This is a genomic window from Acidimicrobiales bacterium, assembly GCA_041394245.1.
Taxonomy (GTDB): Bacteria; Actinomycetota; Acidimicrobiia; order Acidimicrobiales; family Aldehydirespiratoraceae; genus JAJRXC01.
Genome location: JAWKIR010000002.1, coordinates 1,451,098 through 1,465,687, shown reverse-complemented (window position 1 = coordinate 1,465,687; position 14,590 = coordinate 1,451,098). Strand labels below are relative to the sequence as shown.

General features: G+C 68.3%; 14 protein-coding genes. 9 read left to right on the top strand and 5 right to left on the bottom strand.

The window, feature by feature from the left end; all coding sequences use genetic code 11:
• Window positions 1-108 precede the first annotated feature (108 nt).
• From R2707_07440 to R2707_07425, 4 genes are read left to right on the top strand one after another with little or no spacing between them, the layout of a single operon-like run.
• Window positions 109-1,845 (top strand): ABC transporter ATP-binding protein, encoded by a 1,737-nt coding sequence (locus R2707_07440; protein MEZ5244912.1) that lies wholly within the window; start codon window positions 109-111, stop codon window positions 1,843-1,845.
• Window positions 1,842-3,740 (top strand): ABC transporter ATP-binding protein, encoded by a 1,899-nt coding sequence (locus tag R2707_07435; GenBank protein MEZ5244911.1) that lies wholly within the window; start codon window positions 1,842-1,844, stop codon window positions 3,738-3,740. The genes R2707_07440 and R2707_07435 overlap by 4 nt, the downstream gene beginning before the upstream one ends.
• Before the next feature lie 47 nt (window positions 3,741-3,787).
• On the top strand, window positions 3,788-4,024 hold the full coding sequence (locus tag R2707_07430) for a TauD/TfdA family dioxygenase (protein ID MEZ5244910.1): 237 nt from the start codon (window positions 3,788-3,790) through the stop codon (window positions 4,022-4,024).
• Window positions 4,025-4,065: 41 nt separating this feature from the next.
• The gene (locus R2707_07425; GenBank protein ID MEZ5244909.1) at window positions 4,066-5,793 is read left to right on the top strand and encodes an amidohydrolase family protein; all 1,728 of its coding nucleotides are present in this window, start codon (window positions 4,066-4,068) and stop codon (window positions 5,791-5,793) included.
• Between the two features lie 27 nt (window positions 5,794-5,820).
• Here R2707_07425 and R2707_07420 read toward each other — a convergent pair whose 3' ends face one another.
• On the bottom strand, window positions 5,821-6,267 hold the full coding sequence (locus R2707_07420; protein ID MEZ5244908.1) for a nuclear transport factor 2 family protein: 447 nt from the start codon (window positions 6,265-6,267) through the stop codon (window positions 5,821-5,823).
• Between the two features lie 93 nt (window positions 6,268-6,360).
• Between R2707_07420 and R2707_07415 the strand changes: the two genes are divergently transcribed.
• Together R2707_07415 and R2707_07410 are read left to right on the top strand one after the other, a co-directional pair.
• Entirely contained in the window at window positions 6,361-6,867 is a 507-nt protein-coding gene (locus tag R2707_07415) for a YbhN family protein (protein ID MEZ5244907.1), read from the top strand.
• Window positions 6,868-6,941: 74 nt separating this feature from the next.
• Window positions 6,942-8,513 (top strand): Ppx/GppA phosphatase family protein, encoded by a 1,572-nt coding sequence (locus tag R2707_07410; GenBank protein ID MEZ5244906.1) that lies wholly within the window; start codon window positions 6,942-6,944, stop codon window positions 8,511-8,513.
• A gap of 27 nt (window positions 8,514-8,540) precedes the next feature.
• On the opposite strand, the gene R2707_07405 is transcribed toward R2707_07410, so the two are convergent.
• The 3 genes from R2707_07405 to R2707_07395 are packed head-to-tail and all read right to left on the bottom strand — an operon-like array spanning window position 8,541 to window position 10,533.
• Window positions 8,541-9,554, bottom strand: a complete 1,014-nt coding sequence (locus R2707_07405) for a hypothetical protein (protein MEZ5244905.1) — start codon at window positions 9,552-9,554, stop codon at window positions 8,541-8,543.
• Window positions 9,555-9,574: 20 nt separating this feature from the next.
• Window positions 9,575-10,084: a universal stress protein gene (locus R2707_07400; protein ID MEZ5244904.1), complete on the bottom strand. Its 510-nt coding sequence runs from the start codon at window positions 10,082-10,084 to the stop codon at window positions 9,575-9,577.
• Complete coding sequence (locus tag R2707_07395) at window positions 10,081-10,533, bottom strand: hypothetical protein (protein MEZ5244903.1); 453 nt, start codon at window positions 10,531-10,533, stop codon at window positions 10,081-10,083. The genes R2707_07400 and R2707_07395 overlap by 4 nt, the downstream gene beginning before the upstream one ends.
• Window positions 10,534-10,636: 103 nt before the next feature.
• On the opposite strand from R2707_07395, the gene R2707_07390 reads away from it, so the two are divergent.
• On the top strand, window positions 10,637-12,052 hold the full coding sequence (locus R2707_07390; GenBank protein MEZ5244902.1) for an NADH-ubiquinone oxidoreductase-F iron-sulfur binding region domain-containing protein: 1,416 nt from the start codon (window positions 10,637-10,639) through the stop codon (window positions 12,050-12,052).
• Complete coding sequence (locus R2707_07385; protein MEZ5244901.1) at window positions 12,049-13,479, top strand: lyase family protein; 1,431 nt, start codon at window positions 12,049-12,051, stop codon at window positions 13,477-13,479. The genes R2707_07390 and R2707_07385 overlap by 4 nt, the downstream gene beginning before the upstream one ends.
• Before the next feature lie 41 nt (window positions 13,480-13,520).
• On the opposite strand, the gene R2707_07380 is transcribed toward R2707_07385, so the two are convergent.
• Window positions 13,521-13,928 carry a hypothetical protein gene (locus R2707_07380; GenBank protein MEZ5244900.1) on the bottom strand — a complete coding sequence of 136 codons (408 nt, stop codon included), beginning with the start codon at window positions 13,926-13,928 and terminating at the stop codon, window positions 13,521-13,523.
• A gap of 185 nt (window positions 13,929-14,113) precedes the next feature.
• Here R2707_07380 and R2707_07375 point away from each other — a divergent pair, with 185 nt between their 5' ends.
• Entirely contained in the window at window positions 14,114-14,554 is a 441-nt protein-coding gene (locus tag R2707_07375; protein MEZ5244899.1) for a hemerythrin domain-containing protein, read from the top strand.
• Window positions 14,555-14,590: the final 36 nt, after the last annotated feature.

The following is a 14,590-nucleotide window of genomic DNA, read 5'->3' as shown; positions in this document are numbered from 1 at the left end:
CGCGGCCCCTGGTCGATCCTCGCGATGGCGGACCGCCGGAGTTCGTCGGTCGCGGTCTCGGCTGGCTAGAAACTGTTGTCGGCTGATCGGAAGGGGGGGCGAAACACGATGAGTCTGCTGCGGCTGTTGCGGAGTCATCTCGGCCCGTACCGGAACATCATGGCGATCGTCGTCGTGCTGCAGGCGGTGCAGACCACTGCCGCGCTCGTGCTGCCCACCCTCAACGCGTCGATCATCGACCAGGGCGTCCTGGCCGGCGACAACGACTTCATCCGCCGAACCGGTGCGGTCATGGTCGGGTTCTCGCTCCTGCAGATCGTCTTCTCGATCGGGGCGGTCTGGTTCGGCGCCCGCGCCGCGATGGCCTTCGGGCGTGACGTCCGCCGCGACCTCTTCGACAAGGTCATGTCGTTCTCGGCTCGCGAGGTCGGTCACTTCGGCGCACCGACACTCATCACCCGTATCACCAACGACGTGCAGCAGGTGCAGACCCTGGTGGTGCTGGTGTGCACGATGATGATCGCCGCGCCGATGACGATGATCGTCGGCGTGATCATGGCCGTGCGCGAAGAGCCGGGACTCTCGCCGGTGCTGATGGTGAGCATGCCGGCCGCCGTGGTCGTGCTCGGGTTCCTCGTCTCTCGCATGGTGCCCGCGTTCCAGCGGATGCAGACCTACATCGACCGGATCAACCTGGTCGTACGGGAGCAGATCACCGGCGTCCGGGTGGTCAGAGCGTTCGTGCGCGAGCGCGAGGAGTCGGTCCGCTTCGCGGCGGCCAACGAGGATCTGACCGATGCGTCGCTGCGGGCGGGGCGGATCATGGCCGGGATGTTCCCCACGGTGATGTTGACGATCAACATGGCCAGCATCGCCGTGCTGTGGGTCGGGGCCGACCGGATCGACGCCGGCACGATGCAGTTGGGCTCGCTGGTCGCCTACCTCAGCTACCTCGTCCAGATCCTCATGGCGATCGTCATGGCCACCTTCATGCTGTCGATGATTCCCCGCGCCGCGGTGGCCGCCGATCGCATCGTCGAGACGCTCGGGGTCTCGAGCTCCTTGCCTGCGTCGACCGCGCCGGTCACCGCGTTCACCCAGCGAGCGGTCGTCGAGTTCGACGGTGTGGGGTTCCAGTACTTCGGTGCCGAGAAGCCCGTCCTCGACGGGATCGGATTCCGGGCGGAGGCCGGTCAGACGACGGCGATCCTCGGGAGCACCGGTGCCGGCAAGTCGACGCTGGTCGGTCTCGTCCCTCGCCTGTTCGACACGACCGAGGGGACCGTGCGCATCAACGGCCACGATGTGCGCGACATCGACGCCGACCTGCTCGCCGCCACCGTCAGCTTCGTTCCTCAGCGGCCGTTCCTGTTCTCCGGAACCATCGCCTCCAACCTCCGTTTCGCTCGACCCGACGCCACCGACGCCGAGATGTGGGCCGCCCTCGAGACTGCGCAGGCGGCCGACTTCGTGCGGGCACTTCCGGACGGACTCGACGCGCCGGTGCAGCAGGGGGCCGCGAACCTCTCGGGCGGCCAGCGCCAGCGGTTGGCGATCGCCCGGGCGCTGATCGTTCGCCCGGAGGTCTACGTCTTCGACGACTCGTTCTCGGCGCTCGACGTGGTCACCGCGGCGAGGCTGCGCGAGGCGCTGAAGGAGACGACCCGCGATGCGACGGTCATCATCGTCGCCCAGCGCATCTCGACGGTGATCGACGCCGACCAGACGATCGTCCTGGAAGCGGGCGAGGTCGTCGGGATCGGCACGCACGAGACGCTGCTCACGACCTGCCCGACCTATGCCGAGATCGTGGACTCGCAGCTTCGTCAGGAGGCCCCGACATGACGTCGACCGACGACGACTCCAAGCGCACCAGCGAAGAAGACCGCCGGATCATGGAGAACGCCGGCAACCCGTCGGAACGGACCCGCAGCTTCGGTTCCGGCATGGCGATGCCGACCGTGCGGAGCGAGAACTTCACTGCCTCGTTGCGCCGGCTCTGGGTGATCCTCACCCCCGAACGGGCCCGGGTGTGGATCGTCGCCTTCCTCGCCGTGTCGAGTGTCTCCCTGGTCGTGATCGGGCCGCGCCTCTTGGGCCGCGCCACCGACGTGATCGTCGACGGACTGCGGAGCCCCGACGGCATCGACTTCGACGAGCTCCATTCGACCCTGTTCTTCATCGGCGGCGTCTACCTCCTCAGCTGGGCGCTCTCCTACGGCCAGGGGTTCATGCTCGCGGGCATCGTGCAGCGGGCCATGTACTCGCTTCGCCGATCGGTCGAGGCGAAGCTGAACCGTTTGCCGCTCGCGTATCTCGACACGCAGGCCCGAGGCGACTTCCTCAGCCGGGTCACCAACGACATCGACAACCTGTCGCAGAGCCTCCAGCAGTCGATGGCCATGATCCTCACCTCGGTGCTGACCCTGGTCGGCGTGGTGGTGATGATGCTGGTGATCTCACCGCTCATGACGCTGGTCGCCCTCGTCACGATGCCGCTGTCGCTTTGGGGCATGAAGATGATCGCCGGCCGGGCCCGGCCGCGGTTCATGGCCCAGTGGGCGCACACCGGCACGCTCAACGGGCACGTCGAGGAGGTCTTCACCGGGCACGAGGTCGTCGCCGCGTTCGGCCGTCGCGACGAGGTGGCGGCTGCGTTCCACGAACACAATCGCGAGCTCCACGACGCCAGCTTCGGCGCCCAGTTCCTGTCCAGCCTCATCCAGCCGGTCATGATGTTCGTGGGCAACATCCAGTACGTCATGATCGCCGTCATCGGTGGGCTCCGGATCACCAGCGGCGCGATCACGGTGGGCGACATGCAGGCGCTCATCCAGTACGCCCGCCAGTTCTCGCAACCGATGAGCCAGCTCGCCTCGATGGCCACCGTGTTCCAGTCGGGCATCGCATCGCTCGAGCGGGTGCTCGAGGTCCTCGACGCCGATGAGCAATCACCCGACGCGCACGGAGCGAGCCTGTCGATCCCCGTCCAGGGACGGGTCGTGTTCGACCATGTCGCGTTCTCCTATGTTGCCGACCGTCCGCTGATCGAGGACCTGTCGGTCGTGGCCGAACCCGGGCAGACCGTCGCGATCGTCGGCCCGACGGGCGCGGGCAAGACCACCCTCGTCAACCTCCTCATGCGGTTCTACGAGATCGACGGCGGCCGCATCACGCTCGATGGCCACGACATCACGGAGCTGCCCCGAGACGAGCTCCGCTCCCAGATCAGCATGGTCCTGCAGGACACCTGGCTGTTCGAAGGGACGATCCGCGAGAACCTCGCGTACGGCAATCCCGCGGCGACCGAGGCCGAGATCATGGAAGCAGCCCGCGTCACCTATGTCGATCGTTTCGTGCGACGGCTGCCGGATGGCTACGACACGGTCATCTCCGAGAACGGCGACAGCATCAGCCAGGGGGAGAAGCAGCTCCTCACCATCGCCCGGGCATTCCTGAACGATCCGACGATCCTGATCCTCGACGAGGCCACCAGCTCGGTCGACACCCGCACCGAGGTCCTCATCCAGGAGGCCATGAACTCGGTGCGGGAGAACCGCACCAGCTTCGTCATCGCCCATCGTCTGTCGACGATCCGTGGTGCCGACATCATCCTCGTGATGGAGGACGGCGACATCGTCGAACAGGGATCCCACGACGAGCTGCTCAGGCGGAACGGCGCCTACGCCCGGCTCTACAACTCGCAGTTCGCCGGCGCTGCCCGCGACGAGATCCTCTAGCGGCGACCTTCTGACACCTACCTTGTTCGGTAGAAAGGTGTCAGGAGTTGCTCGACGGGCTCGAGGCGGAGATGCTGCTCGATCTGCTCCTGCGCCACATGCAAAAGCCCGAGTATGCGTTCCGTCACCGCTGGACGGAGGGCGACCTGCTGATCTGGGACCAGCAGGCCGTGCAGCACTACGCGGTCAACGACGCGAGCGAACGTCGGGTCGTCCACCGCATCGCCGCGCCGGCCACCACCGACACCTGTGTGGGAGTCGGACGAGACGCGATCACGGCCTGAAGGGTTGGGTCGCCCGACGGAGGTGCCACTACCGTCGGCGCATGTTCGATCTCGTCATCAAGGGTGGAACGATCGTCGACGGCACGGGCCGCGACCGGTTCGTGGGCGACATTGCCATCGCCGACGGAGTGATCGTCGCGGTGGGTGCCGACGTCGATGGCGACGCGACCGAGACGATCGACGCCACCGGACTCCTCGTGACGCCGGGGTTCGTCGACATCCACACGCACTACGACGGACAGGCCACATGGGATCCGGTGCTCGACCCCTCGGCCAGTCATGGCGTGACGACGGTGGTCGCCGGCAATTGCGGCGTCGGCTTCGCCCCCGTTCGGCCCGGACAGGAGAACTGGCTGGTCGAACTGATGGAGGGCGTCGAGGACATCCCGGGAACGGCCCTGCACGAAGGCATCCAGTGGGAGTGGGAGACCTTCCCGGAGTACCTCGATGCGCTCGGTCGCCGCGAGTTCGCCCTCGACATTGCGGTGTTCATGCCCCACGCCCCGCTGCGGGTCTACGTGATGGGGGAGCGCGGGGCGAAGAACGAGGACGCCACCGAGGCCGACGTCGCCGAGATGGCCCGACTCGTTCGTGAAGGCGTCGAGGCCGGCGCGGTCGGGTTCTCGACATCACGCTCGATGAACCACAAGTCGCTCGACGGCGAGCTCGTGCCCGGTACCTACGCCGGGGCCGACGAGCTGACCGGTCTTGCCGCCGCAGTCGTCGAGGCCGGCGGCGGGTTGTTCGAAGTCGTGCCCATGGGGGAGACCGGCGGCGACCACGAGCTGACGCTGGGCGAGATCGCCCTCATGGCCGACGTCTCCCGCTCGGCCGGGCTGGCGGTGCCGTTCCTGATGGTCCAGACCATGGGTGCGCCGGAACTCTGGCGAGACCAGCTCGCGTTGGTGGCCGAGGAGAACGCCAAGGGGGCGCACCTCATCCCCCAGGTCGGCGCGCGGCCCGGCGGCATGCTGCTCGGGGCCGCGTCGTACCACGGGTTGATGCGGCGACCCACCTTCCGACGCCTCGAGGATTCGTTGCCGCTCGACCAACTCCTCGAGGAGCTTCGCAAGCCCGAGGTGAAGGCCGCCATCCTCGGCGAGGACGACCTCGCCCCGGATCCCCGTCGCCAGTTCGAGGGCCTGTGCGAGTCGATGCCGCACATGTGGCACCTGGTGTTCCCCCTCGGACCGGAGCCCGACTACGAGCCCACGCCGGAGATGTCGGTCGCCGGGATCGCCGCGGCGACCGGAAGAGATCCGTGGGACGTGCTCTACGACCACCTGGCGGCCGGCGACTACCTGCTCGGCGCGTTCACCAACTACCCCCAGGTCAGCGGGGATCCGTTGGCCGAGATGATCACGCACCCCGACACCGTCATCGGCCTCTCCGACGGCGGTGCCCACGTGAAGATGATCTGCGACGCGTCGGTGACGACCTACCTCCTCACCCATTGGGCCCGTGACCGCTCCCGCGGGGCGACGCTGCCGCTCGAGACCGTGGTGCGCAAGCAGACCGCGGAGACCGCCGCCGCGGTCGGACTGACCGACCGGGGCACGATCGAGGTCGGCAAGCGGGCCGACCTCAACGTGATCGACTTCGAGGGGCTCACGCTGCATGCGCCGCGTCCCGTCGACGACCTTCCGGCCGGTGGTCGCCGCATCCTCCAAGACGTCACCGGCTATGTCGCCACCATCGTCAACGGCGCCGTCACCCGGCGCTACGGCGTCGACACCGGCGCCCGCCCCGGTCGCCTCGTCCGTACCTGACCGGCCGCGGCAGAGCCGGCGGCGTCGCTACTGCGGTAGCTCGCTCGCCCGGCGGGCGACGTCCTCGAGCCACCACTGCGGTGCGTTGTCGTAGATGTTCGAGATGTTGCTGTAGTCGTGCCAGCGGAAGATCTTGCCGTCACGCAGTTCGGTGACCGAGACGAACGAATGGTCGAAGACCTCGCCGGTGTGGAAGTGCCACTGCTCGGTGTGTTCGGTCATCACGAGATCTCCCTCGGCGATCATCTTCTCGCCGGGCAGATGCCGATAGTCGGACAGCGACTCGATTCCGATCTTCAAGCGGGCCACCACCCCTTCGGGTCCGATCCCGGCCCGGCCGCCCGCGCCGACATCGGTGTATTCGGCGTCGTCGGTGAGCAGCGCCATCATGGCGTCCCAGTCGCGGGCGGCGAGCGCATCCCAGTACTGCCGGACGATCGCCTTGTTGGTCTCGGCATCCATCTCGTGTCCCACCTCAGAGCTCGTCGGTCGGCGGCGACCATAGCAAGCGCCGACCGGGATCAGAGGTTGACGCTGGTTCCGATCTCGACCGTGCGGTCACCCGGGATGTCGAAGTGGCTCGCGGGATCCCCGGAGTTCCGTCGGGTTCGCGAGTCGATGCTGCAGTTGGCCGATCTGCTCAGGATGCTCGAACGGGACCGCTCCCGTCTCCGGATGGTGGTGGTGCTCGCCGCGGCGAACTGGTTGCTCGACGCGGCGGCGTTGTGGATCATGCTGTCGGCCTTCGGCCACCGTCCCGGTGTCGTGGGTCTGCTGGTCGCCTACGGCCTCGCCAACGTGATGGCGGCGGTTCCGGTCAGTCCCGGCGGACTCGGTGTCATCGAGGCGATCCTCATCCCGACGCTCGTGGGCTTCGGTACGCCTCGGGCCGAGGCATCGATCGGGGTCGTGGCGTACCGGCTGATCAACTTCTGGCTCCCCATTCCGGTGGGCGCGGCCTCGTATGTCGCAGTGAGTCGTGTCACCGCAGGACGTCAGACGCCGGGGTTCGTCGACGAGGTCAATCGACAGATGGAGGAGCGCCGCGGCCCACGGCGCCGACCCCGACCATGACGACGCAACGCGTACCGTGTCGTCGTCGCTGCGGAAGCCGCCGGACACGCCGATTGCATGCGTAGGGTCTCGGTGTGACAGACACGAGTCCCGATGCCGAACGACCGCTCGCGGCGATCGACGTCGGCACGAACTCCGTCCACCTCGTCATCGCCCGGGCGACGCCGCTCGGACCGCTCGACGTGATCGCCCGCGATCGCGAGAAGGTCCGCCTCGGGTCGGGCGAGCGCGACATGAAGTCGCTCGATCCGGATGCGGTGGAACGTGCCATCGCCGCCGTCGATCGGTTCGCCCAGATCGCGGCGGGCTACGACGCCGAACTGGTCGCGGTAGCGACGAGCGCGGTCCGCGAGTCGGCCGATCCGCGTGCGTTTCTGCGCGAGGTGCGCCGCCGGACCGGTGTGCGCCTCGAGGTGATCGCCGGTGTGGAGGAGGCGCGACTCATCCATCTGGGCGCGCTCAGTGCAGTCGCAGTCGGATCGGGCAACCATCTGGTCATCGACATCGGGGGTGGGTCGACGGAGATCGTGGTCGGCTGCGAGACCGAACCCCTGCTGGTCCGCTCGATGAAGCTCGGTCACATTCGGCTGACCGACGGCTTCATGCCCGGAGGTGTCGTCGCCGAGGGGTCGGTCAGGCAGCTGAAGTCGTACCTGAAGTCGTTCCTCTCGACGGTCGCGAACGAGGTCGGGGCACTGGGCCACGAGGTGGCGATCGGCTGCTCGGGGACCATCGAGACCGTCGCCACGATGGCAGCCCGAATGGAGGGCCGGACAGTGCGGACGATCGACAATCTGGTGCTCACCCGTGAGGGACTCAGTTCGGTGGTGAACGCCCTCGTCGAACGACCGACGCCGGAGGATCGCGCCGATCTCGCCGGGCTCGACGAGGCACGCGCCGATGTGATCGTCGCCGGCGCGATCCTGCTGCAGCAGCTGTTCCGAGCCTTCGGCATCGACGAGATGGTGGTGTCACCCAACGCGCTACGCGAGGGGGTCGTTCTCGATCGGCTGGACCGACGGGCCGGGGCGAAGGGCGCGCTGCATCACCTTCCCGACCTCCGGCGCCGCAGCGTGCTCGCCGTTGCGGACCGCTTCGACGAAGACGTCGCCCATGCGAAGCACGCGACCGACCTTGCACTCGGGCTGTTCGACGAGACCGCCCCGATCCACGGTTTGGGTGAGCCCGAGCGGGAGATCCTCGAGGCGGCCGGCGTCCTCCACAACGTCGGGCGTTTCATCGCACACGCCGCCCACCACAAGCACTCCTACTACCTGATCCGCAACTCCGAGCAATTGTTGGGGTTCACCGAGCAGGAGCTCGAGCTGATCGCGCTCGTCGCCCGCTATCACCGCAAGAGCGAACCGCGGCCCCGTCATCTCGAGTTCTCCGCCCTCCCAGAGCAGGACCAGCACACGGTGCGGGTCCTGGCCGGGCTGCTGCGCGTGGGCATCGGGCTCGATCGCAGCTATCGACGGGTCGTGGAACGCACCGGAGTGACCATCTCCGACACGCGGCTCGACATCGAGCTGCACGTCGCCGACGGCGAGAGCGCCGAGCTGGAGGTCTTCGCGGCGGAGGAGCGCAGCGGTCTGCTGTCGACCAGTCTCGAGCGAGAGGTCCGGTTCCGCACGGCGCATCCCTGAGTCAGGCCCTCGATCGTGGTGCCGGCGTCACCGGTCGATGAGACCGTTCGCCGGTCGCGGGATCAGCAGCGCTCCGATGTCGTCGGCCGGTCCGCCGTCGCCGGTCGTCGGGATGACCGCGCCGGCGCCCCCGCGGGCCAGAGTGGCCCAGATGAGCGCGTCGACGAGCGGGACCTCGTCGACGGCGGGTGACGGAGAGGCGACCGGACCGTCCAGGGGGACGATGTCTCCCTCGGAGCCGACGATCGCCCGACGATGGTCGTCGGGGTCGGCGTTGAGGATCAAGGTGGCGACCAGTCCGGCGTTGACCGCCGCGACAACCGCGTCGATGCCGTCGACGGCCCGCCCGTGCGAGCGTTCGAAGCGGAACTCGCGCAGCAACTCGACCTTGTGGGAGGCCACCACGCCGGCGGCGTGGCGCACGACGGCGTCGGCGACGTCGTCGTCGGTTCCCTCGTCGAGGGGCTCGATCCTGCAGTCGGGGCGGAGGCGGTTCTCGGCGACCATTCGCTCGAGGTGGGTGACCATCGACGTCGGGGCGTCTCCGACGACGAAAACGACGGCCGGATCGTGGCGAACGACTTCCGCGAGCACGTCGTCGGTGCGCTGTGGTGCCGCCGCGGTGGTCGTCTGGACGCTGCCGTCCGCGCCGAACACCGTGAGGTCGGGCACGCCGTGCTCGGTGTCGCGCACGACGGCATGTGTGATCGATTGTTGGGCGATCTCGATCATCGGCCCGAGGTACGGGACCCGGGAGTACAAACCGACGTCCCGCTCGAACGGTTCGGGCGAGGACGCGACGACGGTCCGACCGTCGCTGGACGCGACAACGGCGAGGCCGGCGCGATCGGCGGGCGGCGCCAGGAACGCCGTGGTCGTCCGACGCACGATGTCGTCCGGCGCGCCGAGGACGCAGAGGCCGTCGGCGACGGCGGCGACGCGCTGCACGAGCGTGTCTCGGTGCGCGGTGCGGGTGTCGACATAGATCGACACGAACGGTGCCTGCCCGCGGGCGAGGTGTTGGAGTTCAGCCGTGGTCACGCGGGGCGGATGCACCGCTGTCATGTCGGTTCCCCCACTGTCGATTCCCCCAGTGTCGATTCACCCAGTGTCGATTCACCCAGTGCGCCGGACCGGACGACGAGGACCGAGCACGGCGCCTTCTCGGCCACGGTCGAGCTCACCGACGGGTTGAGCAGGCGGGAGAGCCACGATCGATCTCCGGTGCCGACCACGATGAGGTCGGCATCTATCTCGGCCGCGACCGCGACGATGACGTCGGCCGGATCCCCCTGCTCCGTGCGGACCGAACCGTCCGTGAGGTTGGCGGCGCGAGCTGCGACCTCACGGGCCGCGCGCGTGATCTCCGTCATGCGTTCTCGCAGCGCGGGAAGCGCGAACACGGGGTAGCCGGACCCGCCGACGGCCAGATGCTCCGTCGACGAGAGTGTCGGCGTGACGGTGCCGACGTGCAGTGCCACGATCGACGCGTCGTCGCCGAACCATTGTGAGACGACGAGCGCTGCTTCGTAGCTCGTCGCACTGTCGTCGACTGCCAGCAGAATCTTCACGTCGTTCCTCCTTGGGCGTGGTCCGGGTCCCGGAGACCGGCCCTCTCGTGGTCGGCGGCCTCGTGGTCGGCGACAAACCCGTCAGCCCGTTGCGTTGCGTCGCCCAGATCCAGTTCCGACAGGAAATCGTCGTCGTCGACTCCCGAGTTCGGCCCGTAGCCGAAGGTGAGCGTGCCGCCGATCTCGCAGTGAGGACAGCGAACCAAGGCGACGAGCATGAGATCAGCTGCGTCGCTGGCGCCTTCCAGACGCCGGTAGCGGTCGACGGAAACGGCACGCGCAGCAGCGTGCTCGGCACAGTTGCCGCAAACCATCACGGCACCGGGAGACACCGTCATGGCGGTCGCGTACCCCGCGGCCGCGGCGCTGGCGAGCACCGTGACGAGAGTGTCCGATCCTCTCGCGAAGGTGGGGTCGAGTGGGCTCGAGTCGGTCGGGTGCGGTGTCATCTTCAGCTCCGAGTGTCGATGGTCGATGGTCGCCCTACCCGCCGACCGGTCGTGCCAAACACCGCCATGTTTGATGGGCGTGGCGCAGGGGTACGGCGGCGCCATGGACCCGAACTCCGTGCTGCCGCCCGCCCCTGTCGCGTCGTACTCGCATCACCTGCGAGCCCGAGCCGGCGACGCGATCCTCGCAGCGTCCCTCCTCGGCGCCGAAGCGACGATCGACGTCATCGACGAGGCCGGTCTTCGTGGCCGCGGGGGAGCGTGGTTCCCGGTCGCGACGAAGTGGCGGACGACGAACCGCTTCCGATCCGTGGAGGCGGCGCCGTCGCTGGTCGTGAACGCGGCCGAGGGCGAGCCCGGTTCGTTCAAGGATCGAATGCTGATACGCCGGGACCCCTATTCGGTCGTCGAGGGAGCGGTCATCGCCGCCCGCGCCGTCGGGGCCGACACCATCGTCATCGCGACGAAGGAGAGCTTCGCGACCGAGGTCGCCCGACTGAAGTCGGCGGTAGCGGAGGTGCAGGCGTTGGCGACCGAGCGCATTGCCGAGGTGGTGTTCGTCTACGGGCCCGACCGGTACCTGTTCGGCGAGGAGTCTGCGCTGCTCGAGGTGGTCGTCGGCCATCAGCCCTTCCCTCGTATCGGACCACCATGGCGACATGGCGCGCTCGACATGGACGGGACGGGATCGCCCGCGTCGACTGCGATGGCTGCGCCGTTCGACGAGGGGACCCTGCCGCCGCCCGCGCTCGTCCACAATGTCGAAACGCTTGCTCGTGTCGCTCACGTGATCCGGTATCACGGTGCGGATCGTCCCGAATGGCCGGTGGCGACCTTTCTCGCCACCGTCAGCGGCGACGTTCCTGTCGCCGGAGTCGAGGAGTTCCCGGTCGGCACCTCGTTGCGCGACGTGGTCGGCGACGGCGCCGATGATGCCGCGGCCGTGCTCAACGGCGTGTCGTATCCGCTGATCCCGGCCGGTCACCTCGACAGACCGATGGTCCCACAACCCGACGCCGAGACGTCGCTGCCGATCGGCGCGGCGGCGATCCGGGTCTTCGCGAAGGGGACCCATCCGGTTGCGATCGCGCGGGCAGCCGCCTCGTTCCTGTCGGTCGAGAGCTGCGGACAGTGCCTGCCCTGCAAGACCGAGGGTCTGGCGATCGCCGGTCACCTGGACGCGGCCAGGAGCGGCGCCGAACGCCTGCCCGCGGTCGCCGAATCCCTCCAGGTCTCGTCGGCCAGGGTGGTCGAAGGTGCCCGGTGCGGGCTCGCCGGCCAGATCCAGGGTGTCGTCGACGGACTCCTCGCCTTCTTCCCGGACGCGTTGGCCGACCCGGCCGGTGTGCGGTCGGGTCCGGATCCCGTGGTCGCGCCGCTGGTCGACCTCGTCGACGGTCGGGCGATCATCGATGGAGCGCATGCCGATGTGCAGCCCGACTGGACGACAGAGACGCCCTGGTCAGGTCGGTTCCCCGCAACATCCAGAGACCGGACGTTCGGCGAGGACGGAGGATGACGACTCCCAGCGTCCCCCTCTACGGCGAGCACACCCGCCTGGCGGTGGAGAACTTCGACGCGTCCGGTGTCGTGTTCCCGCTCCCCGTCGTCCACGCCGTCGCGAGGATCAAGGCGGCGGCGGCCGGCGTGCTGTGCGACCTGGTGCCCGAACGGTTGCCGAGCCCGATCGCCGAGGCGATCGCCACGGCCTGTGAGGAGATCCGCACCGGCGCATGGGACGACCAGTTCGTCGTCGACGTGTTTCAGACCGGTTCGGCGACATCGACCCACATGAACGTCAACGAGGTGGTCGCGGCACGGGCGGAACAGCTCCTCGACGGAACCCCGGTTCACCCGATCGATCATGTGAATCTGGGGCAGTCGAGCAACGACGTGATGCCGAGCGGCAGCCGGATAGCAGTGCTCGAGGCGGCGAACCGTCTCGTGTCCGCGCTCGCCCGGCTCGAGCGGGAGCTCGGGTTGCACGAGGTCAACAGCCGGCACGTCGTGAAGGTCGGTCGCACCCACATGCAGGACGCGGTGCCGATCACGCTCGGCCAGGAGTTCGGTGGCTACCGCCAACAGGTGGTCGACGGTCGCTCCCGGATCGACTCGCTCATGGCGAACCTGGGGCGGCTCCCGCTCGGTGGGACCGCGGTCGGCAACGGCCTCAATGCGCCGCCCGGCTACGCCGAACGGGCGATCCACGAACTCGCCGTGTCCACCGGCCTCGACCTGACCCCCTGTCCGAACCACTTCGCCCTCCAGGGAGCGCACGACGACCTGGTCGATCTCTCCGGACGGGCGAAGACCGTCGCGTGTTCCCTCGACAAGATCGCCAACGATCTCCGGCTGATGGCGAGCGGTCCGACCGCCGGTCTCGGCGAGATCGAGCTGCCGGAGTTGCAACCCGGGTCGTCGATCATGCCGGGCAAGGTCAACCCGGTGATTCCCGAGGTGGTGAACCAGATCGTCGCCCGAGTCATCGGCAACGACGCTGGGATCACCCACGCCGGATCGCGCGGCGCGCTCGAACTCAACACCTACCTGCCGCTCATCGTGCACGACCTGCTCGACTCGCTGGATCTGCTGACCGCAGCAGCCGACATGCTCGCAGAGAAGGTGGTGGCGAAGGTCGTGCCCCACCTCGAGCGGTGTCGTGCGCTCGCAGAGGGATCACAGGCGATCGTGACGGCCTTGGCGCCGCTGATCGGCTACGACGCCGCTGCCGTCGCCCAACGTGACGCCCGCGCATCGGGCGAGGAGCTGGTCGACCTCGTCGCCGATCGGCACGGCATCGACGAAGCGGTGCTGCGCGACGCCGTCGACTTGTTCACCATGGCACTCGGGACGGTCGAGTACTCCCGCCCCGCGCTGCCGTTCGAGGATCCCGACGTGCCGACGGGGCTGCTCGCCCCCGACGAACGCGGAATGATCGGACCGTAGCGGCCGGCTCGCCAGGCGGTGACAGGACCTGGTGAGAGACCTCAGGCGAGGTCGTGGACTGCGTCGGTGACGGCGTCGACCTGCGACCGAGCCTTCTTCTCCGCTCGGCGGAGCTTGCGACGGGCGCGTCGGGACTGAGCGGAAGCGGCGGCGCTCGCATCCGCGGTTGCGCCCTTCGCGGCGAGGGCCACCTTCTGCTTGCGGCGCAGGAAGCGGCGTCGGCGGCGGGCGGACCTTGCGGTCTTCAGCTCGTTCAGCTCGGCCTTGCGGGCCCTCTTCTCGGCCTTCCTCGCCCGCCGGCCGAGGCGTTCTGCCTTCGCCTGCTGCTCGGCGAGCTTCTCGCTCGTCTCGTCCAGCGCAGCACGCTCGATCTCGAGCAGTTCGGATTTGCTTCGCCAGTTCACGACTCCGAGGGTCGTGATCGACAAGGCCTTGCGGATGGCGCCCATGGGGTTCTCCTGTGTGTGGGTTCGCGTCGGGCATACCCGCCGTCGCGTGCAGCTAAACGATGCGCATGCTCCCGCAATCGGCCACACGGGGGTTTGAACCCGACGCGGTCGGGTACGTCCGCTCCCTCACCGCCCACGACGTCGGCCCACGGCGAGACGTCGGAATCCTGAAAGGACACGAGATGATGACGATCTTCGAAGCGCTTCGCGAGGACCACGAACGGCAGCGTCGGCTGATCGGGGAGCTCCTCGACACAACCGGCGCGAGCGAGGCCCGGGAGGCCTCGTTCGAGGAACTCAAGGACGAGTTGTCCGCTCACGCGGTGCACGAGGAACGTCAGTTCTACGTGCCGCTGATGGGTGACGATCTGACGCAGGAGATGGCGCGTCACAGTGTTGCCGAGCACAAGGAACTCGAGGACTTCATCGAGCAGCTCGACGGCTACGACATGTCGGCACCCCAGTTCCTGGTGACCGCCCGTGAGCTCGAGCACCGCCTCCTGCATCACCTCCGGGAGGAGGAACAAGAGGTGTTCCAGCTGGCGGGAAAGGCGCTCGACGACATCGAGAAGCAGGCGCTCGCCACCGCCTACCGGGCCGGCATGGCCGAAGCACGGGCCGATTGAACCGGGTTTCGGACCTCCGCGCTCCGGGTACCCCTT

What these genes read in the sequence shown, in the direction of transcription:
- R2707_07440 (MEZ5244912.1), top strand. Translation starts at nt 109, where the DNA reads ATGAGTCTGCTGCGGCTGTTGCGGAGTCATCTCGGCCCGTACCGGAAC.
- R2707_07435 (MEZ5244911.1), top strand. Translation starts at nt 1,842, where the DNA reads ATGACGTCGACCGACGACGACTCCAAGCGCACCAGCGAAGAAGACCGC.
- R2707_07425 (MEZ5244909.1), top strand. Translation starts at nt 4,066, where the DNA reads ATGTTCGATCTCGTCATCAAGGGTGGAACGATCGTCGACGGCACGGGC.
- R2707_07415 (MEZ5244907.1), top strand. Translation starts at nt 6,361, where the DNA reads ATGTCGAAGTGGCTCGCGGGATCCCCGGAGTTCCGTCGGGTTCGCGAG.
- R2707_07395 (MEZ5244903.1), bottom strand. Translation starts at nt 10,533, where the DNA reads ATGACACCGCACCCGACCGACTCGAGCCCACTCGACCCCACCTTCGCG.
- R2707_07390 (MEZ5244902.1), top strand. Translation starts at nt 10,637, where the DNA reads ATGGACCCGAACTCCGTGCTGCCGCCCGCCCCTGTCGCGTCGTACTCG.
- R2707_07385 (MEZ5244901.1), top strand. Translation starts at nt 12,049, where the DNA reads ATGACGACTCCCAGCGTCCCCCTCTACGGCGAGCACACCCGCCTGGCG.
- R2707_07380 (MEZ5244900.1), bottom strand. Translation starts at nt 13,928, where the DNA reads ATGGGCGCCATCCGCAAGGCCTTGTCGATCACGACCCTCGGAGTCGTG.
- R2707_07375 (MEZ5244899.1), top strand. Translation starts at nt 14,114, where the DNA reads ATGACGATCTTCGAAGCGCTTCGCGAGGACCACGAACGGCAGCGTCGG.